Genomic DNA, 22,994 nt, shown 5'->3' with positions numbered 1-22,994 from the left:
CATGCCGCACCACGGAAATGAAGAAGAGCACCAGTCAGAGCCAGTGAGCTTCCGGGACAACCGCAAGATCGACCCTGAAACGGGCGCCGTCCGTGGGCAGCAGAACGACGCCGGCGACCCGGCACCGGCCCAGCCGGTGTCCGGGGAACCGGCCGGGGAGCAGGCGCCTCCGGCCCCTGCCGCCGCGGATTCCGCCGACGGCGACGCGCTCGCCCAGGCCGAAGCCATCCTCAATGAGGCCGGCGAGGGCGAGGACGCGCCGGTGACGGAGGTCATCGCCGAACTGCGCAACGACCTGCTCCGGCTGCAGGCCGAGTACGTCAACTACCGGCGCCGCGTCGAGCGGGACCGCGACGTTGCACGCGATCAGGCCGTCATCGGGGTCCTCAACTCCCTGATGCCGGTCCTCGACGACATCGACGCCGCGCGCCAGCACGGCGACCTCGCCGACGGGCCGTTCGCGGCGATCGCGGGCAAGTTCGAAAACGCCCTCAAGGCGTACGAGCTGACCCGCATCGACGAGACCGGCGTGGCCTTCGACCCGAACATCCACGAGGCGCTCATCCAGCAGCCCAGCGCGGACGTCCAGGCCGACAGCGTCAGCCAGGTCCTCCGCGCCGGCTACCGCAAGGGCGACCGCGTGCTGCGGGCGGCCCAAGTGATCGTCGCAGTACCGGAGTAGCGTTACTGTCCCGGGCGGGGCGGTCTTGCCGGGCCAACGAAATTCCAGAGCTCGCAGAGCTCGCTTGGAATATTGAAGGCCCTACACAAGACCGCTCCGCCCGGGACGATCCGTACCCGGTACATTTCAGGTTTCAAGAAGAAGCAGTGAAAGGAGACTCCAATTGGCTAGTCAGGATTGGGTCGATAAGGATTTTTACAAGATCCTCGGTGTCTCCAAGGACGCAACGGACGCCGACATCAAAAAGGCGTACCGCAAACTCGCCCGCAAGCACCACCCTGACCAGAACCAGGGCGACGCCGGGTCCGAACGCATGTTCAAGGACGTCTCCGAGGCCTACTCCGTCCTGTCCGACTCCGAGCAGCGCCAGCAGTACGACGCCATCCGCGCCATGGGCGGCGGCGCCCGCTTCACCGCCGCCGGTGCCGGGGCGCCGGGCGGAAGCGCCGGCTTCGAAGACATCTTCGGGAACCTCTTCGGCCAGAGCGCCGGGCCCCGCACCCGCGGCGGCAACAGCTACGGCAACCTCCCGCCCGAGTTCGCCGACCTCTTCGGCGGCGGCGGAGGGTTCGGCGGCGGCTTCGACGCGCCCCCGCGCAAGGGCGCCGACCGCACCGCCAGCACCACCATCTCCTTCGCCGGCTCCATCAAGGGCACCACCATCGGGCTGCGCGAGCCCTCCGGAGAGGTCATCGACGTCCGCATCCCGGCCGGCATCAAGGACGGCCAGAAGGTGCGGGTGCGCGGGCGCGGCCAGTCGGGGCCGGCGGGCAGCGGCGACCTCATGGTCACCGTGAACGTCAAAGACCACCCCATCTTCCAGCGCGACGGCGACAACATCAAGGTCCACGTGCCCGTGACCTTCCCCGAGGCCGCACTCGGCGCGCAGATCGAGGTGCCGACCATCACCGGCGAACTGGTCAAGATGAAGGTCCCACCGGGAACGCCCTCGGGCAGGACGCTGAGGCTCAAGGGCCGGGGGGTGTCCACGCCGAAGGTGACCGGGGACCTGCTGGTGACCATCGACGTCGTCGTGCCCCAGAACCTCTCCAAGGAGGCCGCCGCCGCGGTCGAGGCGTTCGCCGCCGCGACCGCCGACGCCAATCCCCGCGCCGGCCTGGCGGCCAAGGCCCGGCTCTAACCGCACACCCCTCCGCCCCGTGCGGAACCGGAAGGAGGCAACCGCACGATGGATACCACGATGCCCATCTACGTCATCTCGGTCGCCGCCGAGCTGGCCGACATGCACCCGCAGACGCTGCGCCAGTACGACCGGCTCGGGCTCGTCACGCCGAGCCGGGCGCCCGGACGCGCCCGGCGGTACTCCCAGAAGGACGTCAGCACCCTCCGCGAGATCCAGCGGCTGTCCCATGAAGGAGTTTCCCTCGAAGGGATCCGCCGCATTCTCGAACTCGAGAACCAGGTGTCGGCGCTGCAGCAGCGGGTCCGGGAACTGAACTCCGAACTGGCGCAGCGCCGCGGCCAGCCCGATCCCAGCCGGGTGTTCGCCGCCGGGCTGGCCGGCGACGTCGTCACTCTGGCCCGGGGCCAGCGCCCGCGGGCCCGCAGCCAGGCCGTCATGGTCTGGCGCCCGGACACCGCCGGCAACTGAGCAGACGGCACGGCCCGGTGGATTCCCGCGGCCAAAATCTGGAAATCGCCGCACCCGCAGGGCACACTAGAGGCATGCTCCGCTCCCGCTCCCGCTCCCCGAGGACCCTGTACTGATGGACGGATTTCTTCAGCTGCTGATGGTGTTCGGCATCATCCTGCTCCTCATGGGCCTGACCTCCACCGCGCTGCTCTGGCTGGCCGTCCGGCGGATCCGGCGCTCAGGACTCATGCGGCGCGCGGCCGACAACGGCGTCCTGACCCTTCACTCCCTCGCCATGGACCGGACCGTGCGGGAGCCGGCCCGGCTGGCCCTGGAGCTCCGCCGCTCCAACCAGGCCAACCGGCGGGCTCTCGCCGAGGCCGTGCAGCGCGGCTGGCCGGTGGGCAACCTGCCCGCCGCCGCCGAAGAGCTCGAACGGGCCGCCGCCTCCGTCGGAGACCACCTGCGCATGGCCGACCGGGAGCCGAACCGAGCCCTGAAACGGGAACTGACCGCGGACCTCGCCCGCCATGTGCGCTCCCTTGAGGGACTCTCGGTTGACCTCCGGCGCTGCCTGCTGCGGGGTTCAGGCTCCATGGACCGGCTCGAGCTGGAACGCAGCGGCGCCCGGCTGACCATGGAGATCAGCGCCATGCATTCATGGCTTACCGCCTACGGGGTCCGGAGGGCGTCATGACGGCGCCGCTCCGCCGCTCCTAGGCCCCGGCAGGGCAGCGATGTCCCTTTCCCGGCGCATCTCGCGGATCGTCCGCGCCAACAAGGCCGCCGCCCAGCCCGTCGAAGACCCCCGGGTGACCGCCGCCAACGCACAGCGTGCGCAGCACGCGGCCCTGGACCAGGCGCGGCGGGGAGCCGCCGATGTCGCCGCGCACCGGCGCCGCCTCGAAATCCTGGCCGGTGAGGCCGCCGCGCGGGTGCGCCACTTCGAGGCGCATGCCGCCGCCGCGGTCGCCCGCGGCGATGACAACGCCGCCCGGGAGGCCCTGCGCGCCCAGCTGGGGGCCGCGAAGCACCTGCAGACCCTCAGCGGGCAGCTCCAGGAGATTGATGCGCAGGCCCGGCGGCTCGCCGCCGACGTCGCGCGGCTTGAGGAACGGATGTCCGACAGCTGGCTCCGGCACCAGGCCCTGCTGGCCCAGCAGGCCGCGGCCGAGGCCTCGATGCGGGCCCAGGAGGCGCTGCGCTCCTCGGCGGGCCCGATCGGGGGCGGGGAGCTCGCCGCCCGGGAGGCCGAGCGGGAGGTGCGCCGCCTGCAGGCCCTCGCCGCCGCCCGTGAGGAACTGGCCTGGTCGGATCCATCCTCACAGCGGGTCCAGGAGGCGTTCGAGGAGCTCGAGGCCGACTCCGCCGCGCGCCTGGAGCTGGCCCGGCTCAAGGAACAGCGGGCTAGAGGCTCTCGTCCCGGGCCGCAGTAAGGGCCCCCAGCACCGCGTCGTCAATATCGTCGACTGTCTTCAGGCGGATCCGCCAGCGGAACGGATCGTCCTTCGCCGCCCGCGCCGGCTCGGCGCGCGGATCGTTCGGGCGGGCGAAGCGCAGGAACACGTCGACGGCGGACTTCGTCGCCGGGGTGACCTGCGCGAACTTCCGGCGCGCCGTCTGCAGTGAGATGTAGGTCTTGCGCATCTGCACCTCGACGCCGTCGGCTTCGAGCGCCCAGGCGAGGAGCCGGTCCCCGATGGGGCGCAGCGCCTGCCGGTCCGCGTACTGGCCCTCGTACAGTTCGTCCACGGATCGAAGGATGAAATCCGGGTAGCCGAACATCGCCCAGTCCACGCTCATCAGGCTGTAGCCGGTCACCCCCTGGGGTTTCAGCCAGGCCGCCAGCGCCGCCCGGGAGCCGACGCCGGCGCCGCGGGCTGCCTGGACCCACTCCTCGACGCTGCGGCCCGTGGTGCGCTGGAGCCGTTCCGCATTCGTGTCGGCCATCGCCTGCCAGGTCTTGATCTCGCCCATTGCTCCAGCGTAGCCGGACCGCCCTCTCCCCTGCGTTGGTACACTCGCCGCATGGAGCTGAACGGATCCCACTTCCTTGTCGTCGGTGCCACCGGAGTGCTGGGATCCGCGCTCGCGCGCGGCCTTGCCGCCCGGGGCGCCCTGCTGACCCTGAGTGGACGGTCGGAGGCCAAGCTGGCCGCCCTGGCCGGCGAGCTGGGCGGTGCCGCCGCCGGCACCGTCGCGGCCGACCTCGGCCGGCTCAGCGCACCCTCGGACATCGCGGCCGCCGCCTACGGCCGGGAGCTGAACGGCATCATCTTCGCCGCCGGCGTCGTCGCCTTCGGGCCGGCCGCGGAGGTCGACGACGACACCCTGGATGAGCTGATGCTGGTGAACCTGCTCGGGTACATGCGCCTGATGCGCGAGCTGGCGCCGCGGCTGGCCGAAGACTCCGTCGTCGTCCAGCTCAGCGCCGTCGTCGCCGAGCGGCCCACCGCGGGCATGGCGGCCTACTCCGCCACCAAGGCGGCACTGAGCGCCTACGGCAAGGCACTCAGCCTCGAACTGCGCCGCCAGGGATCGCGGGTGCTGGACGTGCGCCCCCCGCACACCGAGACCGGCCTGACTGAACGGACCCTCGCGGGCACCGCCCCGCGGCTACCGCAGGGCAAGGACCCGCAGGCCGTTGCCGAGCGCATCATCACCGCTCTGGTGGAAGGCGAGAAGGACCTGGCTTCCACGGCGTTCTGAGCCGGCCGTTCCGGACGCCGCCCGCGCTCAGGTTTCACGGGGCGCCAGTTGAGGCAGGCGCCCCGGGTCGGTCTCGAGGGTGGAGCGGTCCCAGCCGGCGCCGTCGGCGGCCGCTTCATGCGTTGACCTGAGGAAGTCAAGGCCGATGGCGTCCGGATCCGCCGAGCGCCTCACGGCGTCGTAGGGAAGCAGGAACAGGCCGAGGTCCTCCCGTCCACCAGCAGTCCCGGCCAGCGGCTCACACCACGACCTTGATGTTGACGGACAGGGTGTTCAGGGACGACATCAGGTTGAACGCCCCCGTGCCGGGGCACTGCGCCCGGCGGGCGGCGCCCAGGACGACGTCGCGGCCCGCATCGAGCAGACCGTCGGCGAGGGCGGTGCCGACATTTCCTGTTCCAAGTACTGCAATTTTCATGGGTTCTCCTAGCCCGGAGGAATCGAGGGACGGCCGGGACGGGATCGGAAATGTCCGCGGCGGCAGGAGCTGAAGGGCTGACCTGGATTTATGTTCCATGCCCGGCTCGGTAGAGGATCCGCGGATCATTACGCGCGGCCCAGGGCGTCATACGGGCAGGGACTCTGGCCTGCACCGCCGGCTCGGTGTAGAACAGAACGACGGCGGTCCGCCGCATGAAGCTGCCGTCCGGACTCGGAAAGGATCCAGCGAATGAGCGAAGCGATAGGGATCGTTCCCTCGGCGGCACCCTCGGGCACCGGCTGCGCCGAGTGCCTCGGCAGTCAGGGGTGGTGGCTGCACCTGCGGCGGTGCGCCCAGTGCGGGCACATCGGGTGCTGTGACTCCTCGCCGAGCCAGCATGCGAGCCGGCACGCGGCGGAGTCCGGCCATCCCATCATCGCCTCCTTCGAGCCGGGGGAGGACTGGTTCTGGAACTATGAGACCGGTTCCTACACGAAGGGAATGAAGCTTGCGCCGCCCCAGCACCGCCCGTTGAAGCAGGGCTCGCCGGGGCCGGCAGGGGCCGTTCCCCGCGACTGGGTCACGAAGCTCCACTGAACCGCTGCACTGAATCGATTCAGGGAGGCGCTCCGGGCGGTGCCCGGGCCTACCCGGTGGGCTGGTCCGTGCGGCGGTAGGTGAGGTCGAAGACCATGCGCCCGGCCTCCAGCGCCTTGTTCTCGAAGCTGGTCAGCGGGCGGCCCTCAAACCGCGGAGCCCAGCCGCCCAGGGCGTCGGTGCCCTCGTTGATTCCGGTATTGCCGGTGCTTACGGGGTCCTTGCCTTCACGGACCGGGGCGCCGCCGACCACCGATTCCACCCCGCTCTCCCACACCTGGGTGAGGGGGCTCATCTCGCCGGTGCGTTCGCCGGCGTGGAGGTTGGCGAACATCGGTGAGGCGTTGAGGACCGAGCGCATCTGCACGGCGTAGTCGGACCAGTCGGTGGCCAGCCGGAACAGTCCGCCGGGTTCAAGCACCCGGGCGGCGAGCTCGACGAAGCTTTCCTTCACCAGGCGCCGCTTGCGGTGGCGCACCTTGTGCCAGGGGTCGGGGAAGTAGACCCAGAGCTCGCTGAGCGAGGCCGGCCCGAGCATTCCCGCCAGGGCCTCGGGGGCGTTGACCTGGGCCACCCGGACGTTGGAGAGGCCCTTCTGGCTGATCCGCAGCATCGTCTGGGCCAGTCCGGGGCGGTACACCTCGAGGGCCATGAAGTTGCGGTCCGGGTCAAGCTCCGCGGCGTGGGTGATCGCCTCGCCGAGCCCGGAGCCGACCTCCACCACGAGCGGGGCGTGCCGGCCGAAGGCAGCGGTGGCGTCGAACCGGTAGTCAGGGTCCACCGACGTGTCGGCGGACACGCGCGGGACGTCGATCAGGTAGTCCCCGGCGAGCTCGGCCCACGCCTCGCGCCGGCGGCCCTGGAGCCGGGAACCGCGTCGAACGAAGGACACGGGGTGGCCTCGGGGCGGTGCGGGAGCTTCGGGTGTTTCGGGATCTGCCGGGGTGGTTGCCGGGGCGTTGGGCTCGGTGCTCATCACCCTCAAGGCTACCGTCCGGCGTGCCCGGCGCGGGGCCGCCGGACTCTCAGCCGATGCCCGACGCGGCGAGGGACGCCAGCCGGGACAGCGCCAGCTGGGCGTACAGGGCGGCGCCGTCGGCCAGGACATTGTCGTCGAACACGGCCAGGGGCGAGTGGTTGAACGGTGCCGAGCGCGGGTCGGCGCCCGGGGGAGTGGCGGCGAGGAAGACGAAGCTGCCGGGGACCGCCTCCAGGATGCGCGAGAAGTCTTCGGAACCGCTCAGGGGCTGCTGCATCTCCGTGTACCGGCCGGGGCCGAAGAGCGCGTCGACCTGCTCCTGCGCATGGAGGGTCTCCGAGAAGTTCGTCACGGTCAGCGGGTACTCGGTCTCGTAGTCGACGTCGGCCTCCAGCCCGTGCGCCTCGGCGATGCCGCGCACCAGGCGTGGGGCGATGGCAGCCATCTTCTCCCGGTTTTCCGCCGAGAAGGTCCGCACGGTGGCCTCGATCCGGGCCGTGTCGGGAATGATGTTCCGCTTCGTGCCCGCCTGAAGCACGCCGACGGAGATCACCACCGGGTCGAACATATTGAACTGCCGGGTCACCATCACCTGCAGCTGCGTGACGATTTCGGCGGCCACGGTGACCGGGTCCTTCGCGGTGTGCGGGGCCGAGCCGTGGCCGCCGGCGCCGCGGACCGTCACCATGAGTCCGTCCGAGGCCGACATCAGCGTGCCGCCCCTGCTGGCGAAGATCCCATTGGGCAGCAGCGAGGAGGTCACATGGAGTCCGTAGGCCGCGTCGGGCAGCCGGCCGGAGGCCTCGAGGATGCCCTCGCGGATCATCACCGCCGCGCCGTCGAAGCCCTCCTCACCGGGCTGGAACATGAGCACGACGTCGCCGGCCACTTCGTCCCGGTGGGCGGCGAGCAGACCGGCGGCGCCGGCGAGCATGGAGGTGTGCAGGTCGTGCCCGCAGGCGTGCATCACGCCGTCGATGGTGGACGAGAACTGCTCCCCGGTGCGTTCCTGAACCGGGAGGGCGTCCATGTCCCCGCGCAGCAGCACCGTGGGCCGCCGGCCGGCCGAGGCGGCGGTGCCGCGCAGGACGGCGGTGACGGAGGTCGTCTCCTCGCCCAGCGTCACCTCGTACGGGAGGCCCTCAAGGGCCTCGAGGACCTTCTGCTGGGTCCGCGGAAGGGACAGCCCGATCTCGGGTTCGCGGTGCAGGCGGTGCCGCAGATCGGTCAGGCCGCCGTGGAGCTGGCGTGCCTCCTCGAGCAGGCTGGCGGGGGTGGCGGTCATTGAGGTCCTCCTGGTGGATTCGGTCGATGGTTTCCCTGGTGTGGGGGTTCTCACACCCTCCCAGACGGTGCCGGAAAACGGGAGGGGCGTAGTGTCTCGGGGACGGTGCGCGTCAGGCGGAGGCCGTTCCGGCTGGTAGGGTGGAAGGACATGCCTGCGTATCCCGGAGGCCGGAGACGGCCCCGATACCCGCAGCCTGCGTCGATGAGCGCTTTCTTTTGTCCCGCATCCAGCTTCCCGTATGGAAGCGCGGTGGACACTGTCTGACTTTTCTTCGGCGAACCCCTGTGCCAACCGGCGCCGGGGAAGATGAGAAGAAAGTTCGTGTATATACATGACTACTTTTGCCGCCCTTGGTGTGCCCAAAGCCCTGGTTTCGAACCTGACCGCGCAGGGAATCACCGAACCTTTCCCCATCCAGGTCAAGACCCTCCCCGACACCCTCGCGGGACGCGACGTCCTCGGCCGCGGCCGCACCGGCTCGGGAAAGACCCTCGCTTTTGCCCTTCCCATGGTGTCCCGGCTCGCCGAGCAGGAGGCTGCCTACCGGCGCAAGCCCGGACGCCCGCTGGCCCTGATCCTCGCCCCGACCCGCGAGCTGGCCACGCAGATCAACAACACCGTCGAGCCCCTGGCCAACGAGCTGGGCCTGAACACCACCGTCATCTACGGCGGGGTTTCCCAGCAGCGCCAGGAGAAGGCCCTGCGGGCCGGCGTCGACATCGTCATCGCCTGCCCCGGGCGCCTCGAGGACCTGATGCGCCAGAAGCTCATCACCCTTGAATCGGTGGAGATCACCATCCTCGATGAGGCCGACCACATGGCCGACCTGGGCTTCCTGCCCGTCGTGAAGAAGATCATGGACACCACGCCCACCGAGGGCCAGCGCCTGCTGTTCTCGGCGACCCTCGACAACGGCGTGGACAAGCTCGTCAACCGGTACCTGAGCAAGCCCGTCACCCACTCGGTCGACGATCCCCAGGCCGCGGTGACCACCATGGAGCACCACGTGCTGCTCATCGGCGACCAGACCCAGAAGAAGCAGCTGATCGTCCAGCTTGCCTCCGGCACCGGGCGCCGCCTGCTGTTCATGCGCACCAAGCACCACGCCCGCAAGCTGGCCAAGACCCTCACCGACGCCGGCATCCCCGCGGTCGACCTCCACGGCAACCTCTCGCAGAATGCCCGTGACCGGAACCTTGCGGAGTTCTCCAGCGGCGATGTGCGCGTCCTCGTGGCGACCGACGTGGCCGCCCGCGGCGTGCACGTTGACGACGTCGAACTGGTCGTCCACGTCGACCCGCCGACCGAGCACAAGGCATACCTCCACCGTTCGGGCCGCACCGCCCGCGCCGGGTCCTCGGGCACCGTCGTGACGATCACCCTGCCGGAGCAGAAGTCCGAGGTGCAGAAGCTGATGCGCGCCGCCGGCGTCGACGTCGCCTTCGAGAACGTCAAGGCGACCTCGCCGCTCGTCGGCAAGCTGATCGGTGACGTTGCGGAAAAGATCGATCCGCGCACCCGCGCCGCACTCATCGCCCAGCGTGACACCGCCCGCGGCGAGGGCACCTCCACCGGTGCCAACGCCCAGCGCAAGCGCGCCCGCCGCGGCGCCGCAGCACCCGCCGCCGGCGGACGCGGCGGCAGGGGTGGCCGTGGACGTGTCGCGGCCGAGGCGCAGCCCGCCCAGGGCAACCGCGCCGACCGCCGCAAGGACCAGCCGCAGGCACCGCGCTTCGGCACCGAGGCAGGCGCCGGCGCAGGCCGCCGACGCTCCGCCGAGGGCCGTCCCGCCGCCGACACCGCCGGAACCCGCAGCCGCCGTCCCGCAACGGGTCAGCGCGCCGCGGACGTCGCTCCCCGCCGTCCGGCGGCCGCCGGTGGAACGTCCTCGGGCCAGCGCAGCCACGCACCGGCCGCTGCGGGCCGTCCCGCCAGCGCCGGTCGCGCGGGTGGCTCGCGCAGGGCAAGCGCCCCGGCGTCGAACGACCGCCGCACGCGCTAAGCTCCGCTGATCCGGCAGAGCCGATCCAGCAGAGCCGATCCAACAGAAGGCCCCTTCCCGCACGGGAAGGGGCCTTTCTGCTGTGCGGGGCGTTTTGCGGTGGGGGGGGGCGCCGACTTGGCAGATAACCACGCTTTGGGCGCGCGAAAGCGTGGTGAGCTGCAGTTTCGACGGGGTGGAGGCGTGGTGAGCTGCAGTTTCGGCGGGGGCCGAGGGGCCGCGGAGCAGATCCCCGGACGCCGTGCCCTGCGATGCGCGACAATGGGCCCATGAATACACTCCTGAACGTGATCTGGCTGCTCTTCGGCGGTATCTGGCTGGCCCTCGGCTACTTCGCCGCCGGGATCCTGTGCTGCGTCCTGATCATCACGATCCCCTTCGGAATCGCCTCATTCCGGATCGGCCTCTACGCCCTGTGGCCGTTCGGACGGACAGTGGTGGACCGGGGTGGGCAGGTGTCCTTCTTCTCCACCGTGGGCAACATCATCTGGCTGCTCGTCGCGGGGATCTGGATCGCCATCGGGCACGTCCTCACGGCGATCCCCATGTTCGTGAGCATCATCGGGATCCCCCTGGGCATCGCCAACCTCAAGCTCATCCCTGTGTCACTGATGCCGCTGGGGAAGGTCATCGTGGAGACGCGTGGCACTCGAATTCCCCAGTACCGCTGACCCCGGGTCGGGAGCGCCAAGGCGCCGGGACGCGGGAGTGCGCCCGGAAACCCCGCCGAGTTGGCAGCTCACCACGCTTAGGTGCGCTGGAAGCGTGGTGAGCTGCACGTTCGGCGGACGTGGTTGGTGCAGAGCGTGGTGAGCTGCACTTTCGGCGGAAATGAGTGTCTCCTAGGAGCCGGCTCCCCGAAGGAACGCCTCCATGAGCGGCCCTCCCGAGGTTGAGCCGAGCTCGCCCTCTTCCACGAAGACCGCCACGGCAAGGTCGCCCTGCAGCGCGACGATCCACGCGTGGGTGCGCGGCGGGGTCTCGCTGCCGAACTCCGCGGTCCCGGTCTTCGCATGCACGGGTTCGCCCGGGACGCCGGCGAGCATGCCCGCGCCGCCCTCGGTGACCACGGCCCGCATCAGCGTCCGCAGGGTGGCGGCCTCCTCCTCTGTCAGTTTGCTGGGTTCGGCCGGCGCATTGGTGGACTTTGAGGCATCCTCCGACGGCCCGGAGGACGGGGACGGGGATGCCGACGGCGCAGAGTCCGACGGCGACGCGTCGTCCTGCCCGCCCGCCATCACCGTCGGGGTGACCCTGGCGCCCTTGCCGACGCTCGCTGCCATGGTCGCCAGCGCCAGCGGCGAGACGAGGATTTCGCCCTGCCCGATCATCGACGCGGCGTGCGCGGTGCCTTCGGCCTCGGCGGGAACGACGCCGAAGAAGGCGGGCGTGCCGATGGAGGCTTCGATCCCGACGCCGAGGTCAGCGGCGGCCGAGGCGAGTTCCTGCTGGGACACCTTGTCGCGGTTGGAGATGAACCCGGTGTTGCAGGACTGCGCGAAGCTTTGGAGCAGCGGGATCGTCCCGGTGAACTGCGCGGGGTAGGTGCTCGCATTGTTGAAGCTGCGCCCGTCGACTGTGAGTTCGGCGGGGCATTCGGTGGGGGACTCCGGAGTGAGGCCCTTGCGCAGCAGCGCGAGGGTGGTCGCGATCTTGAAGGTGGACCCCGGCGGGTACTGCCCGAGCAGCGCGGTGGGCAGGCCTTCGCTGCCGGGCCCGTTGGCGGCGGTCAGGATTTCCCCGGTACTGGGGCGGATTGCGACGATCGAGGACGCCGAGGGCTCCTCGGCAAGGGTGTTCTCGGCGAGGGTCTGCAGCTTCGCGTCGAGCGTCGTGGCGAGCGGCTTTCCATTCACCGGGGACTTGGAGAACAGCGGCCGGGGTGTCAGGGTGGTTCCGTCGCCGAGAACCGCGGTGATCATCACCCCGGGGGTCCCGGCGAGCAGGTCGTTGTGCTGCTGCTGCAGGCCGGAAAGGCCGGTGATGTCCCCGGCCTCGAGCTTCCCGCCGGACTGCTCGATCAGTTCGGCCGTCGGTTCCCCGACGGTGCCCAGCAGCTCACGGGCAAATGAGCGGGTCGGGGCCAGTTCGCGGAAGTCCTGAAGGGCAACCGCCCCCGGAATGGCATCGATGGCGGCGCGGTCGGCCGCGAGCGGGGCGTCCTCGCGCAGCACGATGGCCTCAACGAACGCCTCCGCGCCGGCAGCGGCCACCTGCTCCGCGTAGGACGCCGGATCGATCTCCACGAGTGCGGCGAGGGCACGCGCCGCGGCGTCGTGCCCCTCCTCGGGGGCTTTGGTCTTGTCGATGCCGACCCGCAGGACCGTGCGCTGCGTGACGAGGACCTCGCCGTTGGCACCGGTGATGTCGCCCCGGTCAGCAGGAATTTCCTCACGGGCGAGGTGTTCATCGACGCGCAGTTCCGGCACGAAGATGGACGGGTCCCATTCGGCCTGCCACTCGTCCTCCTCCCGGGAGAGCTCCACTGACGTCGAGTACGTCCAGTCCTCGTCCGAGGCGTCGACGTCCCACACATAGTCCAGGGTGGCGGTGGCGGTGTCCTCACCGGTGGATTCGACGCCGCCGGCGGTCACCTTGGGCTTCAGGGGGGCGAGTGCCTCGGTGATGGTGCCCAGGTCCGTGGTGACGTCCTCGGCCCTGACTACGGTGAAGGCGGAGCCCCCGACGTCGAGTTTCGACAGGCCCGCTGCGAGCTCTTTCGCGGCGTCGGCGGCGCTGGGCCGGTCGTCGGCGCAGGCGGCGAGCGAGGCGGCCAGGACGGCGGTGGTAAGGACGGCGGTGAGTCGATGAAATTTCCCCATCGGGCCATTATGGCCGACAGCGGCCCCTCTCCGGACCGGGTTCGAAAGAACGCCGGCGGGCCGGGCAGCAGCCGGCGGCTTCGCTGGAGGCGGACCGGGCATAAAATTCCGCGCGACAAGGTTGAGTCAGGTACACTCAACTTAGGTTTTGGAGGGTGTTCCGAGCAGGAACATCGTCGATAGCGAAGGATGGGTTGATGGACGCAAAATTCACCACCAAGAGCCAGGAGGCTCTTTCGGCTGCGGCGATGAACGCTTCGACGGCGGGCAATCCGCAGGTCGAAACGCCGCACTTCCTCAAGGCGCTGATGGATCAGCGGGAGGGCATCGCCGTGGCCCTGCTCAAGGCCGCCGGCGCCTCGCCCGACGACATCAGCGTGCAGGCCAGCACGGCCATCCGCGCCCTGCCCTCCTCCTCGGGGTCGAACGTGGCCCAGGCCCAGTTCTCCCGGGGGGCCCTGCAGGTGGTTTCGGCTGCCCAGCAGGAGGCCGAAGTGCTGGGGGACCAGTTCGTCTCAACCGAGCACCTGCTGCTCGGGCTCGCAGCAGACTCCGGTCCGGCCGGCAGGATCCTGCGCGAGGCCGGAATCTCCCGCGACGCGCTCGCCGCCGCGCTCCCCGGGGTCCGGGGCGACCGCAGGGTAACCTCCGCCGACCCGGAGAACACCTTCCAGGCCCTTGAGAAGTTCGGCGTCGACCTCACCGAGCTGGCGCGGGCGGGCAAGCTCGACCCGGTGATCGGGCGGAACTCCGAGATCCGCCGCGTGGTCCAGGTGCTCTCGCGCCGCACCAAGAACAACCCCGTGCTGATCGGGGAGCCCGGCGTCGGCAAGACGGCCGTCGTCGAAGGTCTCGCGCAGCGGATGGTCGAAGGCGACGTCCCCGAATCCCTCCGCGGCAAGTCCCTCATCAGCCTCGACCTCGGCTCGATGATCGCCGGCGCGAAGTACCGCGGCGAATTCGAGGAGCGGCTCAAGGCCGTGTTGGAGGAGATCCGCTCCTCCAACGGGCAGGTCGTCACCTTCATCGACGAGCTGCACACCGTGGTCGGGGCCGGGGCCGCCGAGGGATCGATGGACGCCGGCAACATGCTCAAGCCCATGCTGGCCCGCGGCGAGCTGCGTCTGATCGGCGCCACGACCCTTGACGAGTACCGCGAGAATGTGGAGAAGGACCCGGCGCTGGAGCGTCGCTTCCAGCAGGTCTATGTGGGAGAGCCGTCGGTGGAGGACACCATCGGCATCCTCCGCGGGCTCAAGGAACGCTACGAGGCCCACCACAAGGTCTCCATCGCCGACTCCGCCCTGGTGGCCGCGGCGAGCCTGTCCAACCGGTACATCTCCGGGCGGCAGCTGCCGGACAAGGCCATCGACCTCGTCGACGAGGCAGCGTCCCGGATGCGCATGGAGATCGACTCCGCCCCGGTGGAGATCGACGAGCTGCGCCGCGCTATGGCCAGGATGCGCATGGAGGAGCTCGCGCTGGAACGGGAGACCGACGAAGCATCCCAGGAGAGGCTCGAGGACCTGCGCGCGGTCATGGCGGACCGGCAGGAGGAGCTGACGGCGCTTAACGCCCGGTGGGAGGCCGAGAAGGCGGGCCTGAACCGGGTCGGCGACCTGAAGGCTTCCCTCGACGAGCTGCGCTCCCAGGCCGACAAGGCACAGCGCGAGGGCGACCTGGAGACGGCCTCGCGAATCCTCTACGGGGAGATTCCGCAGGTGCAGCGCGAACTCGATGCCGCCCAGGCCGCCGAGCAGGAGTCGGCGGGGGAGGCCCCGGAGCTGATGGTGGCCGAAGAGGTGACGGCCAATGACATCGCGGAGGTCATCTCGGCGTGGACCGGCATTCCCGCCGGGCGCATGCTGCAGGGCGAGAGCCAGAAGCTGCTGCACATGGAGGAGGTCATCGGGTCCCGGCTGATCGGCCAGTCCAAGGCGGTCGCGTCGGTCTCGGATGCGGTGCGCCGTGCCCGGGCCGGGGTGTCCGACCCGAACCGGCCCACCGGCTCCTTCCTGTTCCTCGGTCCGACCGGTGTGGGCAAGACCGAACTCGCGAAGGCGCTGGCGGACTTCCTGTTCGACGACGAGCGCTCCATGGTGCGCATCGACATGTCCGAATACTCCGAGAAGCACTCGGTGGCCCGGCTCGTCGGCGCGCCTCCGGGCTATGTCGGTTACGAGGAGGGCGGCCAGCTCACCGAGGCGGTGCGCCGCCGTCCCTACAGCGTCGTGCTGCTCGACGAGGTGGAGAAGGCTCACCCGGAGGTCTTCGACATCCTCCTGCAGGTGCTCGACGACGGCCGCCTGACCGACGGGCAGGGACGCACCGTGGATTTCCGCAATGTCATCCTGGTGCTGACCTCCAACCTGGGCTCGCAGTTCCTGATGGATCCCTCGCTCGATGACGCGGCCCGCCGCCAGACCGTGATGGCGACGGTGAACGCCAGTTTCCGGCCGGAGTTCCTCAACCGGCTCGACGACGTGATCATCTTCGACGCGCTCAGCCTCGATGAGCTGTCGAAGATCGTCGACCTTCAGGTGGAGGCGCTGGGCAAGCGGCTGCAGGAGCGCCGCCTCACGCTCGAGGTCACGCCGGCGGCCAGCGAGTGGCTGGCCCTCACCGGGTTCGACCCCGCCTACGGCGCCCGGCCCCTGCGCCGGCTCGTGCAGCGGGAGATCGGCGACCAGCTCGCCCGGGGAATCCTGGCCGGGGAGATCACCGACGGGGACCGGGTCCTGGTCGACCGGGACGGCGATGGAAGTGCCGACGGCCAGCGGGAGGGGCTGAGCCTGCGCGCGGTCACCTAGGCGCGCAGGCCCCGCAGCTCTCCTCCAGCAGGCCGGAGCCTACTCGGTGAGCAGGCTCCGGCTCAGCGTCGCACCGTCCTGCAGGACGGCGAAGCAGTCAACCCGGCGGTCGCCGTCGGCCCACGTGCCCTCGGTCGGCGTCACGCGCAGCAGTTCGATCCTGCCGGCTCCGGCCGCGACGCCGGAGTCGATCGGGGCGGTTTCACAGGCCGCGTCGGCCCGGGCCCCGAGCTGATCGCGGCCGGGGAACTTGGCGTCGTCTGGATAGAACTCCGAGGCGATCAGCTGGGCCCGGTGCGGCGTCGAGCAGGTCACGATGGTGACATCGCTCTCGATGTCGGTGAAATCAAGGAGGCAGTGGCCGGCCGTCAGGACCGACGGCGGGACGTCTTCGGCAATCACCCCGTCAGCGCCGGCCGCCGTCGGGATGTCCTCCGGCGACTGGGGGTCGCCGGCGCCGGTCAGACCGCGCACCAGGCTGATGGCCGCCCAGACGACCAGGGCCAGGACCGCGACACCGCCGAGGACAAGGATCGCCACCGGGCGCCGGGACTTCTCCCGGCGCTCACGGGACCGCGCCCGCCGCGGGCCCACGGGGTCGCCGGCGTCGCCGGCCGGAGCCCAGACGGACCGGCGGGCCTCTGCCGACGGCTCGGCGGTCTCCGGTCCACCGGATGCGCTGCGGGAGACGGCGGTCGCGCCGGCCCGTCCGGTGGCACCGGACGAAGCCGCGGGGCCGACACCGAGAGCGGCCGGATCGGTTCCCGCGAGGAGGCCGGAGTGGGCGGCGCCCGATCCGACCGCCACCGTTTCAAGGACGGAGGCGAGGCGGAGGTCCTCGGTATCGTCGGCCGCGGAAGCGTCGGGTCCACCCGTGCCGGCGTCCTCGGCGGAACCGTCCGCGGTCGCGTTGGGGGCGGACGGATCTCCGGCGGACCGGCCGGAGGTGGAACCCGCGGAGCTGTTGGGAGCGGGCTGCTCCCCGGCGGGCCCGGCGGGAGGCGCGTCGCCGGAAGGGGTTTCCCCACCCCGGCCGTCCGGGATGGACGAACCGGTTGACCCGCCGGCCGCGGAGGCGCCGGACCGGGGGCTCCCGCCCTGGGCCTCACTGCTCTGGAGGGTGGGATCCGCCACGTCGCCGGCGGGACCGCCCGCAGGTGCGGTGCCCGACGGAGCCGCCGTCACGGTCGGCGCGTTGGCAGGCAGGGGACCGGCCAGGAGGGTGCCGGCGTCCTCGGCCTCGTCCGCCACTGCCTGGGCCTCCGCCGCCGCGTCCTCGAGGGCTGCGGCGTCGGCGGTGGTCTTGCTGACGGACGCAGGTGCCAGCACCGGTTCGGCGAGCGTCAGGTCCTCAGCGGTCACCGACAGCTCGGGTTCCGCCGGTGCGCCGGCGGCGGTGGCCTCCGTGGCGCCCGCGGGCCCGACGGCGTCGGTGTCCAGGTCCGCATCCCGGGCGGCATCCTGGTGCCCGCCGGCATCCCGCTTCCCCTGATCCTCCGGACCACGCTGGGCGTTCTCCCGATTCTTCGTAGCCAACCGTTGTCTCCTCGGAGGGTTTTCGTTCTGCGCCCGGAAATGGGCCCTTAGGGCAGAACTCTATCCAAATTTCCGGCGCTCGGGCGCTGACCTTAGCCCGCCGGTTCGCGCCCTTTCAGGGCAGTGGGCGGGCGATCCGTCATGCAGGTCACAACGGCACGCGGACTCACGTTAAAGCATGTAACCTATAGTTACGATAAATTGACCAATTACTCCGGGGCCTCGCTGCAGCCTTGGGCCTTTGTGCCCCAGTGACCACCTCCGGATCGACGCACAAAGGGGGTCACGCCATGGGGCGCGGCCGTCAAAAGGCAAAAGCTACCAAGCAGGCACGGGACATGAAGTACTTCAGCCCCGCGACCGACTACACGGCACTGCAGCGCGAGCTCACAGGCCCTGGTAGCCATGCCTCCAACCGACGCAGTGAACCTCTCGAACCGGTGGAACCGGACTATTCGGAGTATGCGGACAAGTATGCGGACGAATTTGACGACGACGGAGAAGACGGTTCGCGGCGCACGGGATAGCCTCCGGCGCGCCGGATAATCCTCTGATCCCCGCTTCGGGCTTTCGCGGGTCGGCAGCAAATAGACATTGAAAGAGCGGTGCACCCGGTGCACCGCTCTTTCGTTCGTTCTTCCTGCCGGCCTGTCCGGCCCGGAGGCGCAGGCCTCAGGCGTAGGAGCCCACCAGCCGGACCGCTCCGCCGTCGACGCCCTTGGCGCCCTGCACGTAGTCCGGTCCGTCCGTCGCGGCCGATCCGGCGGCTGAGCCCACGGTGCCCATGGCCCAGGCGGGGACGCCGCGCTCGGCGAGGCGCGCCAAGGCGGCGTCGGCCCCCTCGGCCCCAACGATGGCCACCATGCCCACGCCCAGGTTCAGGGTGCGCTCCAGATCGGGCAGGGGCACGTTGCCGAGTTCGGAGACGAGGGCGAAGATGGGCGGTAGCGCCCAAGTGGAGCGGTCCACGGTGGCCTCCATACCGCGGGGGAGGACCCGGGCGAGGTTCGCGGCGAGCCCGCCGCCGGTCACGTGGCTGAACCCGTGCACGGCGGCGCCGGTGTAGCGGGCGAGGTCGAGGCAGTCGGCGGCGTAGATGCGCGTGGGCTCGAGCAGTTCCTCGCCCAGCGTACGGCCCAGTTCGGAGACCTGTCGGTCAAGGGCCCACCCGGCCGAGTTGATGACCCGGCGCACCAGGGAGTAGCCGTTGGAGTGCAGACCCGAGGCGGCCATGCCGATGACGACGTCGCCCTCCCGCACGCGGTCCGGTCCGAGCAGCCCGTCGGCCTCCACGACACCGGTGGCCGCACCGGCGACGTCGTACTCGTGCTCCCCGAGCAGGCCCGGGTGCTCGGCGGTCTCCCCGCCCACCAGTGCGGTTCCGGCGACCGAGCAGGCGGCGGCGATGCCACGGACAATGGCGGCGATGCGCTCGGGAACCACCCTGCCGCAGGCGATGTAGTCGGTCATGTAGAGCGGCTCCGCGCCGACCACCACGATGTCGTCGACGACCATGCCCACCAGGTCGAAGCCGATGGTGTCGTGGATGTCCATGGCCTGGGCGATGGCGACCTTGGTGCCGACGCCGTCGGTGGAGGTCGCCAGCAGCGGCCGACGGTAGGTCAGCAGCTTCGACACGTCGTACAGGCCGGCGAAGCCGCCGACGCCCCCGATCACCTCGGCGCCGTGGGTGGCCTTCACCGCGCCTTTCATCAGTTCGACTGCGCGGTCACCGGCCTCGACGTCCACTCCTGCACTTGCGTAGGTGATGGGATTGGGGGAGGGGTTCATACCCGTTCTTTCCTGTCGGCGTCGGTGAGTACAGCTTCGAATTCGGTGTCCGGCCCGGGATCGCACCCGTCGGCACCGGTCTTGTCGGCCGGGTTGAGCTCCAGGAGGTGCTTGCCCAGGCGGTCGGCGGCGGGAAGTTCGATGGGGTACGTGCCGGTGAAGCACGCCGTGCACAGCCGCTCGCGGGGCTGCTGCGTTGCCTCGATCATGCCGTCCTCGGAGATGTAGGCGAGGCTGTCGGCGCCGATCGACTTGCTGATCTCCTCCACCGCGGCGCCGTTGGCGATCAGTTCGGCGCGGGAGGCGAAGTCGATGCCGTAGAAGCAGGGCCAGCGGACCGGCGGCGAGGAGATCTTGACATGGACCTCGGCCGCTCCGGCCTCCCGCAGCATCCGCACCACGGCCCGCTGGGTGTTGCCGCGCACGATGGAGTCGTCGACGACGATGATGCGCTTGCCGCGGATCACCGATTCCAGAGCGTTGAGCTTCAGCTTGATGCCCAGCTGGCGGAGGGTCTGGCTGGGCTGGATGAAGGTGCGCCCCACGTAGGCGTTCTTGACGAAACCGTGGGCGAAGGGGATGCCCGACTGCTCGGCAAATCCGACGGCGGCGGGGGTGCCCGATTCGGGCACGGGGATGACGATGTCGGCCTGCGCAGAGTTCTCGCGGGCGAGCTGGCGGCCCATCTCCACCCGGGATTCGTACACCGAGCGACCGGCGATGGCGGCGTCGGGCCGGGCCAGGTACACGTACTCGAAGACGCATCCGGCGGCCGTCGAGGACCCGAAGCGGCTTGAGCGGACTCCGTCCTCGTCGATGGCAATGAACTCCCCGGGCTCGATCTCCCGGATGAAGCTCGCGCCCACGGTGGCCAGCGCGGCCTGCTCGGAGGCGACGACCCAGCCGCGCTCGAGGCGGCCGAGCACCAGCGGGCGCACCCCGTAGGTGTCCCGTGCCGCGTAGAGGGTTCCTTCGTCCATGAACACGAAGCAGAAGGCGCCGCGGATGTTCGGCAGCAGGTCCATCGCCGTTTCCTCCAGCGAGCGGCCCTCATCGCCGGCCAGCAGCGCCGTGACCAGGGCGGTGTCGGTGGTGTTGCCCTGGGCGATCTCCCCGGAACGGGGGACGCCGTGCCGGTCAAGGACCATCTGGTAGAGCTCGGCGGAGTTCGTCAGGTTGCCGTTGTGGGCCAGGGCGACGGTGCCCGCGGCGGTGGCGCCCAGGGTGGGCTGGGCGTTGGCCCACTGGGAGGCTCCCGTGGTGGAGTACCGGCAGTGGCCGACGGCGATGTGGCCGGTGAGGGTGTTGAGGGTGGTCTCGTCGAACACCTGGGACACCAGGCCCATGTCCTTATACACATTGATGCGCGCCCCATCGCTGGTGGCGATGCCGGCGGACTCCTGCCCCCGGTGCTGCAGGGCGTACAGGCCGTAGTACGTCAGCTTGGCCACCTCTTCGCCCGGGGCCCAGACGCCGAAAACGCCGCAGGCATCCTGGGGGCCTTTTTCGTTGGGGAGAAGATCGTGGGTAAGTTTTCCATCACCGCGCACCATGGACCCATTCTCTCACGGGCCGGATGCGGCGCCTGAACGTGACGGCGCCCGGCTTCCTGCGGCGGTCGAAAAAAGTCTTCCCATCCCTTGACTTGTATACGGCGTACACCTAACGTTGGGGTTCTGATGGTGTACGCCGTACGCCAAACACCCGAGAGAGTGGAAAATGACCTCACTGCGAAGGACCGCCGCCGTCGCCGGCGTCCTCTTCCTCATCACGCACGTCACGTCGATCGCGGCGCGGCTGCTCTACGTTCCGGCGCTCGGCAATCCGGAGTACATCACCGGCTCGGGGCCGGAGTCGCTGGTGGTCCTTGCAGCCTTTCTCGATGTGCTGCTCGTGCTGGCCATCGTCGGAACCGGCGTTGCCCTCTACCCCGTGGTCCGGCGGCAGAACGAAGGGATCGCCCTGGGATATGTGGCGCTGCGTACCCTCGAGGGCGCCGTGATCACCGCCGGCGTCGTCGCCCTCCTGACGCTCGTGACACTGCGGCAGGACCTTCCGCAGGCGGGCCCGGAGACGCTCGCCCTCGGCAGCGCCCTGGTCGCCTTCAACAACTGGACCTTCCTCGTCGGGCCGAGTTTCATCTGCGGAACGAACACCCTGCTCCTGGCCTACCTGCTCTACCGGTCAGAACTGGTGCCGCGGTTCATCGCCGTGCTGGGACTGGTGGGAGGGCCTCTGGTCTTCGCCTCGGGGGCGGCCCAGATGTTCGGCCTCTACGAGCAGGTCTCGGTGTGGGCAGCGGTGGCAGCCCTCCCGGTCTTCGCCTGGGAGGTATGCCTTGCGGTCTACCTGATCGCCAGGGGCTTCCGCTCCCCGGCCGTGGCGGCGCTCGACGCGGCCCGGACGCCGGGCGACCGCGTGCCCGCCTAGTTCGATGAACGGCCGGCGGGGACATTCCGGCCGGCGGGTGAACCGGCGGGGACCGCGCCCAGCGGCGCGGTCCCCGCCGTTCCCGTGTCCGGGCGGCCGGGGCCGGGAACCCGGCCGACGCCGCCGGTGGGGCCGGTGTGTCGGTGGGTGGGTGCGTCAGCGGGCGGTTGTCGACGCCTCGGGTTTCAGCAATTGGGTTTTCGCCCCCTGCGAGGTCCAGCCCCGCGCGTGAAGCCGCTCGAAGCCGTCGAGCAGCAGATCGAGGGCGAACTCGAACTCGAACTCGTCGTCGCAGCCGTGCCCGACCACCGACCCCTCGTCGTGCGTCACCGACGTCGCGATCGCCACCACGTTCGGATAACGCTGAGCCGCCTGCCGCAGCATCTCGGCCCGGTCGGCGTCCGATACGGCCGGCGCCGGGGCCGCGGGGTCCTCGAACAGTTCCTGGGTGAATCCCCACATCCGCCCACCGAGGGCGTGCATGGCGTGGTGGGTGAGGTCGAGGGACAATCCGCCGGTCAGGAACACACCGACGAAGGATTCCATATAGTCGAGCACCCGAGGGGTCATGGCGGTGCGGGTCTCGATCGCCCGGCGCGCCCAGGGGTGCCGCTGCAGGGTGTGCCGCGCCGAGAGGATCCTCGACCGCACCCCGCTCTTCCAGTCGGCGTCGGCCGCCGGAGGATCGATCTCGCCGACGATGACGTCGACCATGCCGTCGAGGAGTTCCTCCTTATTGGCTACGTGTTTGTAGAGGGCCATCGGCACCACCCGGAGCTCCTGGGCGAGCCGGCGCATGCTGAGGGAGTCGATGCCGATCTCATCGGCAAGGGCCACCGCGGCCTCCAGCACCCGGGCCCGGTTCAGGCGCGGGCGCGGCCCGGCCTGGAGAGTGTCCGTCATTGCCGCCACCTTGTCCTGTGCCGCACGCCCGGTCGAATCGTTAGGAGTACAGTGTACGCCTCGGGTTCGGCGGGCGGAACCGGTTGGAGGAGGGCGGGCTCAGGCGTCGTCGTCAATGGGGTCGGCCGAGAGGCGGCGGGCCCGGCGCACGCTGCGCCGGTCGAGCACCAGGACCACGAGGGCGCCAAGCAGCAGCCCTGGCAGTGCCAGGACGACGAAGAAGAATCCCAGGACGGATTCGCGGGTCAGGGTGGGATCGGGCGGGCTCGTGTAGGCGATGATGAGGGCGGCGATGAAGCCGGCCGCCACTCCAAGCAGCATGAACGGGGCGAACCGGGGGGCGCGGCGCACGCTCACCTCCCGGCGCTCGGCGGGGCGCCCGGACGGGCTGTTGGACGGCGGGGTCTCGGAGCTCATGAATTAAGGCTAC

23 protein-coding genes are annotated in these 22,994 nt (G+C 70.3%); 12 read left to right on the top strand and 11 right to left on the bottom strand.

What is annotated here, in order from left to right:
- Position 1 precedes the first annotated feature (1 nt).
- From I6N91_RS04515 to I6N91_RS04495, 5 genes are all read left to right on the top strand, one after another.
- A complete protein-coding gene (locus tag I6N91_RS04515; protein WP_198811043.1) occupies positions 2 to 682 on the top strand; it encodes a nucleotide exchange factor GrpE in 681 nt (226 codons plus the stop codon).
- A 163-nt stretch (positions 683 to 845) separates the two neighbouring features.
- Positions 846 to 1,823, top strand: a complete 978-nt coding sequence (locus I6N91_RS04510; protein ID WP_120167623.1) for a DnaJ C-terminal domain-containing protein — start codon at positions 846 to 848, stop codon at positions 1,821 to 1,823.
- 48 nt (positions 1,824 to 1,871) lie between these two features.
- Positions 1,872 to 2,294, top strand: coding sequence for a heat shock protein transcriptional repressor HspR (locus I6N91_RS04505; protein ID WP_198811041.1), 423 nt, complete (start codon positions 1,872 to 1,874; stop codon positions 2,292 to 2,294).
- Between the two features lie 115 nt (positions 2,295 to 2,409).
- The gene (locus I6N91_RS04500) at positions 2,410 to 2,973 is read left to right on the top strand and encodes a hypothetical protein (RefSeq protein WP_159803220.1); all 564 of its coding nucleotides are present in this window, start codon (positions 2,410 to 2,412) and stop codon (positions 2,971 to 2,973) included.
- Between the two features lie 40 nt (positions 2,974 to 3,013).
- Entirely contained in the window at positions 3,014 to 3,712 is a 699-nt protein-coding gene (locus tag I6N91_RS04495; protein ID WP_198811040.1) for a PspA/IM30 family protein, read from the top strand.
- On the opposite strand, the gene I6N91_RS04490 is transcribed toward I6N91_RS04495, so the two are convergent.
- The gene (locus I6N91_RS04490; protein ID WP_198811038.1) at positions 3,684 to 4,253 is read right to left on the bottom strand and encodes a DUF5655 domain-containing protein; all 570 of its coding nucleotides are present in this window, start codon (positions 4,251 to 4,253) and stop codon (positions 3,684 to 3,686) included. The genes I6N91_RS04495 and I6N91_RS04490 overlap by 29 nt on opposite strands.
- A 51-nt stretch (positions 4,254 to 4,304) precedes the next feature.
- Between I6N91_RS04490 and I6N91_RS04485 the strand changes: the two genes are divergently transcribed.
- Positions 4,305 to 4,985: an SDR family oxidoreductase gene (locus I6N91_RS04485; protein ID WP_198811036.1), complete on the top strand. Its 681-nt coding sequence runs from the start codon at positions 4,305 to 4,307 to the stop codon at positions 4,983 to 4,985.
- A 27-nt stretch (positions 4,986 to 5,012) separates the two neighbouring features.
- Here I6N91_RS04485 and I6N91_RS04480 read toward each other — a convergent pair whose 3' ends face one another.
- Together I6N91_RS04480 and I6N91_RS04475 are read right to left on the bottom strand one after the other, a co-directional pair.
- Complete coding sequence (locus tag I6N91_RS04480) at positions 5,013 to 5,219, bottom strand: DUF5996 family protein (RefSeq protein ID WP_269823057.1); 207 nt, start codon at positions 5,217 to 5,219, stop codon at positions 5,013 to 5,015.
- Positions 5,220 to 5,223: 4 nt separating this feature from the next.
- The gene (locus tag I6N91_RS04475) at positions 5,224 to 5,403 is read right to left on the bottom strand and encodes an NAD(P)-binding domain-containing protein (protein WP_198811032.1); all 180 of its coding nucleotides are present in this window, start codon (positions 5,401 to 5,403) and stop codon (positions 5,224 to 5,226) included.
- Between the two features lie 252 nt (positions 5,404 to 5,655).
- Between I6N91_RS04475 and I6N91_RS04470 the strand changes: the two genes are divergently transcribed.
- A complete protein-coding gene (locus I6N91_RS04470; protein ID WP_198811031.1) occupies positions 5,656 to 6,003 on the top strand; it encodes a UBP-type zinc finger domain-containing protein in 348 nt (115 codons plus the stop codon).
- A gap of 49 nt (positions 6,004 to 6,052) precedes the next feature.
- On the opposite strand, the gene trmB is transcribed toward I6N91_RS04470, so the two are convergent.
- Entirely contained in the window at positions 6,053 to 6,979 is a 927-nt protein-coding gene (gene trmB / locus I6N91_RS04465) for a tRNA (guanosine(46)-N7)-methyltransferase TrmB (RefSeq protein ID WP_198811029.1), read from the bottom strand.
- Between the two features lie 49 nt (positions 6,980 to 7,028).
- Positions 7,029 to 8,267: a M20 family metallopeptidase gene (locus I6N91_RS04460; RefSeq protein WP_198811027.1), complete on the bottom strand. Its 1,239-nt coding sequence runs from the start codon at positions 8,265 to 8,267 to the stop codon at positions 7,029 to 7,031.
- Between the two features lie 334 nt (positions 8,268 to 8,601).
- On the opposite strand from I6N91_RS04460, the gene I6N91_RS04455 reads away from it, so the two are divergent.
- Positions 8,602 to 10,272 (top strand): DEAD/DEAH box helicase, encoded by a 1,671-nt coding sequence (locus I6N91_RS04455; protein ID WP_198811025.1) that lies wholly within the window; start codon positions 8,602 to 8,604, stop codon positions 10,270 to 10,272.
- Between the two features lie 269 nt (positions 10,273 to 10,541).
- The gene (locus I6N91_RS04450) at positions 10,542 to 10,943 is read left to right on the top strand and encodes a YccF domain-containing protein (protein ID WP_198811023.1); all 402 of its coding nucleotides are present in this window, start codon (positions 10,542 to 10,544) and stop codon (positions 10,941 to 10,943) included.
- Positions 10,944 to 11,114: 171 nt separating this feature from the next.
- Here I6N91_RS04450 and I6N91_RS04445 read toward each other — a convergent pair whose 3' ends face one another.
- Complete coding sequence (locus I6N91_RS04445; protein ID WP_198811021.1) at positions 11,115 to 13,094, bottom strand: penicillin-binding transpeptidase domain-containing protein; 1,980 nt, start codon at positions 13,092 to 13,094, stop codon at positions 11,115 to 11,117.
- A gap of 197 nt (positions 13,095 to 13,291) precedes the next feature.
- On the opposite strand from I6N91_RS04445, the gene clpB reads away from it, so the two are divergent.
- Positions 13,292 to 15,904, top strand: coding sequence for an ATP-dependent chaperone ClpB (gene clpB, locus I6N91_RS04440; protein ID WP_198811019.1), 2,613 nt, complete (start codon positions 13,292 to 13,294; stop codon positions 15,902 to 15,904).
- Positions 15,905 to 15,943: 39 nt separating this feature from the next.
- Here the strand turns inward: clpB and I6N91_RS04435 are convergent, their stop codons facing one another.
- Positions 15,944 to 17,440 (bottom strand): septum formation family protein, encoded by a 1,497-nt coding sequence (locus I6N91_RS04435; RefSeq protein WP_198811017.1) that lies wholly within the window; start codon positions 17,438 to 17,440, stop codon positions 15,944 to 15,946.
- Between the two features lie 290 nt (positions 17,441 to 17,730).
- On the opposite strand from I6N91_RS04435, the gene I6N91_RS04430 reads away from it, so the two are divergent.
- Positions 17,731 to 17,967 (top strand): DUF3073 domain-containing protein, encoded by a 237-nt coding sequence (locus I6N91_RS04430; protein ID WP_159619981.1) that lies wholly within the window; start codon positions 17,731 to 17,733, stop codon positions 17,965 to 17,967.
- 145 nt (positions 17,968 to 18,112) lie between these two features.
- Here I6N91_RS04430 and purM read toward each other — a convergent pair whose 3' ends face one another.
- Positions 18,113 to 19,231: a phosphoribosylformylglycinamidine cyclo-ligase gene (gene purM, locus I6N91_RS04425; RefSeq protein WP_198811015.1), complete on the bottom strand. Its 1,119-nt coding sequence runs from the start codon at positions 19,229 to 19,231 to the stop codon at positions 18,113 to 18,115.
- Complete coding sequence (gene purF, locus I6N91_RS04420; RefSeq protein ID WP_198811013.1) at positions 19,228 to 20,784, bottom strand: amidophosphoribosyltransferase; 1,557 nt, start codon at positions 20,782 to 20,784, stop codon at positions 19,228 to 19,230. Before purF ends, purM begins: the two co-directional genes overlap by 4 nt.
- Before the next feature lie 166 nt (positions 20,785 to 20,950).
- Between purF and I6N91_RS04415 the strand changes: the two genes are divergently transcribed.
- Positions 20,951 to 21,661, top strand: a complete 711-nt coding sequence (locus tag I6N91_RS04415; RefSeq protein WP_198811011.1) for a DUF4386 domain-containing protein — start codon at positions 20,951 to 20,953, stop codon at positions 21,659 to 21,661.
- 156 nt (positions 21,662 to 21,817) lie between these two features.
- Here I6N91_RS04415 and I6N91_RS04410 read toward each other — a convergent pair whose 3' ends face one another.
- Both I6N91_RS04410 and I6N91_RS04405 read right to left on the bottom strand, forming a co-directional pair.
- Positions 21,818 to 22,564 carry a TetR/AcrR family transcriptional regulator C-terminal domain-containing protein gene (locus I6N91_RS04410; RefSeq protein ID WP_198811009.1) on the bottom strand — a complete coding sequence of 249 codons (747 nt, stop codon included), beginning with the start codon at positions 22,562 to 22,564 and terminating at the stop codon, positions 21,818 to 21,820.
- A 99-nt stretch (positions 22,565 to 22,663) separates the two neighbouring features.
- Positions 22,664 to 22,981: a hypothetical protein gene (locus I6N91_RS04405; RefSeq protein WP_198811007.1), complete on the bottom strand. Its 318-nt coding sequence runs from the start codon at positions 22,979 to 22,981 to the stop codon at positions 22,664 to 22,666.
- Positions 22,982 to 22,994 lie beyond the last annotated feature (13 nt).

The organism is Arthrobacter sp. MSA 4-2 (assembly GCF_016405885.1).
Classification (GTDB): Bacteria; Actinomycetota; Actinomycetes; order Actinomycetales; family Micrococcaceae; genus Arthrobacter_D.
The sequence above is the reverse complement of the archived record's forward strand: the minus strand, read 5'-3'. Positions and strand labels throughout refer to the sequence as shown.

Coding starts and splice junctions, on each gene's coding strand:
- I6N91_RS04515 (WP_198811043.1), top strand. CDS start 2: ATGCCGCACCACGGAAATGAAGAAGAGCACCAGTCAGAGCCAGTGAGC.
- I6N91_RS04505 (WP_198811041.1), top strand. CDS start 1,872: ATGGATACCACGATGCCCATCTACGTCATCTCGGTCGCCGCCGAGCTG.
- I6N91_RS04500 (WP_159803220.1), top strand. CDS start 2,410: ATGGACGGATTTCTTCAGCTGCTGATGGTGTTCGGCATCATCCTGCTC.
- I6N91_RS04495 (WP_198811040.1), top strand. CDS start 3,014: ATGTCCCTTTCCCGGCGCATCTCGCGGATCGTCCGCGCCAACAAGGCC.
- I6N91_RS04490 (WP_198811038.1), bottom strand. CDS start 4,253: ATGGGCGAGATCAAGACCTGGCAGGCGATGGCCGACACGAATGCGGAA.
- I6N91_RS04485 (WP_198811036.1), top strand. CDS start 4,305: ATGGAGCTGAACGGATCCCACTTCCTTGTCGTCGGTGCCACCGGAGTG.
- I6N91_RS04475 (WP_198811032.1), bottom strand. CDS start 5,403: ATGAAAATTGCAGTACTTGGAACAGGAAATGTCGGCACCGCCCTCGCC.
- I6N91_RS04470 (WP_198811031.1), top strand. CDS start 5,656: ATGAGCGAAGCGATAGGGATCGTTCCCTCGGCGGCACCCTCGGGCACC.
- trmB (WP_198811029.1), bottom strand. CDS start 6,979: ATGAGCACCGAGCCCAACGCCCCGGCAACCACCCCGGCAGATCCCGAA.
- I6N91_RS04460 (WP_198811027.1), bottom strand. CDS start 8,267: ATGACCGCCACCCCCGCCAGCCTGCTCGAGGAGGCACGCCAGCTCCAC.
- I6N91_RS04455 (WP_198811025.1), top strand. CDS start 8,602: ATGACTACTTTTGCCGCCCTTGGTGTGCCCAAAGCCCTGGTTTCGAAC.
- I6N91_RS04450 (WP_198811023.1), top strand. CDS start 10,542: ATGAATACACTCCTGAACGTGATCTGGCTGCTCTTCGGCGGTATCTGG.
- I6N91_RS04445 (WP_198811021.1), bottom strand. CDS start 13,094: ATGGGGAAATTTCATCGACTCACCGCCGTCCTTACCACCGCCGTCCTG.
- clpB (WP_198811019.1), top strand. CDS start 13,292: ATGGACGCAAAATTCACCACCAAGAGCCAGGAGGCTCTTTCGGCTGCG.
- I6N91_RS04430 (WP_159619981.1), top strand. CDS start 17,731: ATGGGGCGCGGCCGTCAAAAGGCAAAAGCTACCAAGCAGGCACGGGAC.
- purM (WP_198811015.1), bottom strand. CDS start 19,231: ATGAACCCCTCCCCCAATCCCATCACCTACGCAAGTGCAGGAGTGGAC.
- purF (WP_198811013.1), bottom strand. CDS start 20,784: ATGGTGCGCGGTGATGGAAAACTTACCCACGATCTTCTCCCCAACGAA.
- I6N91_RS04415 (WP_198811011.1), top strand. CDS start 20,951: ATGACCTCACTGCGAAGGACCGCCGCCGTCGCCGGCGTCCTCTTCCTC.
- I6N91_RS04410 (WP_198811009.1), bottom strand. CDS start 22,564: ATGACGGACACTCTCCAGGCCGGGCCGCGCCCGCGCCTGAACCGGGCC.
- I6N91_RS04405 (WP_198811007.1), bottom strand. CDS start 22,981: ATGAGCTCCGAGACCCCGCCGTCCAACAGCCCGTCCGGGCGCCCCGCC.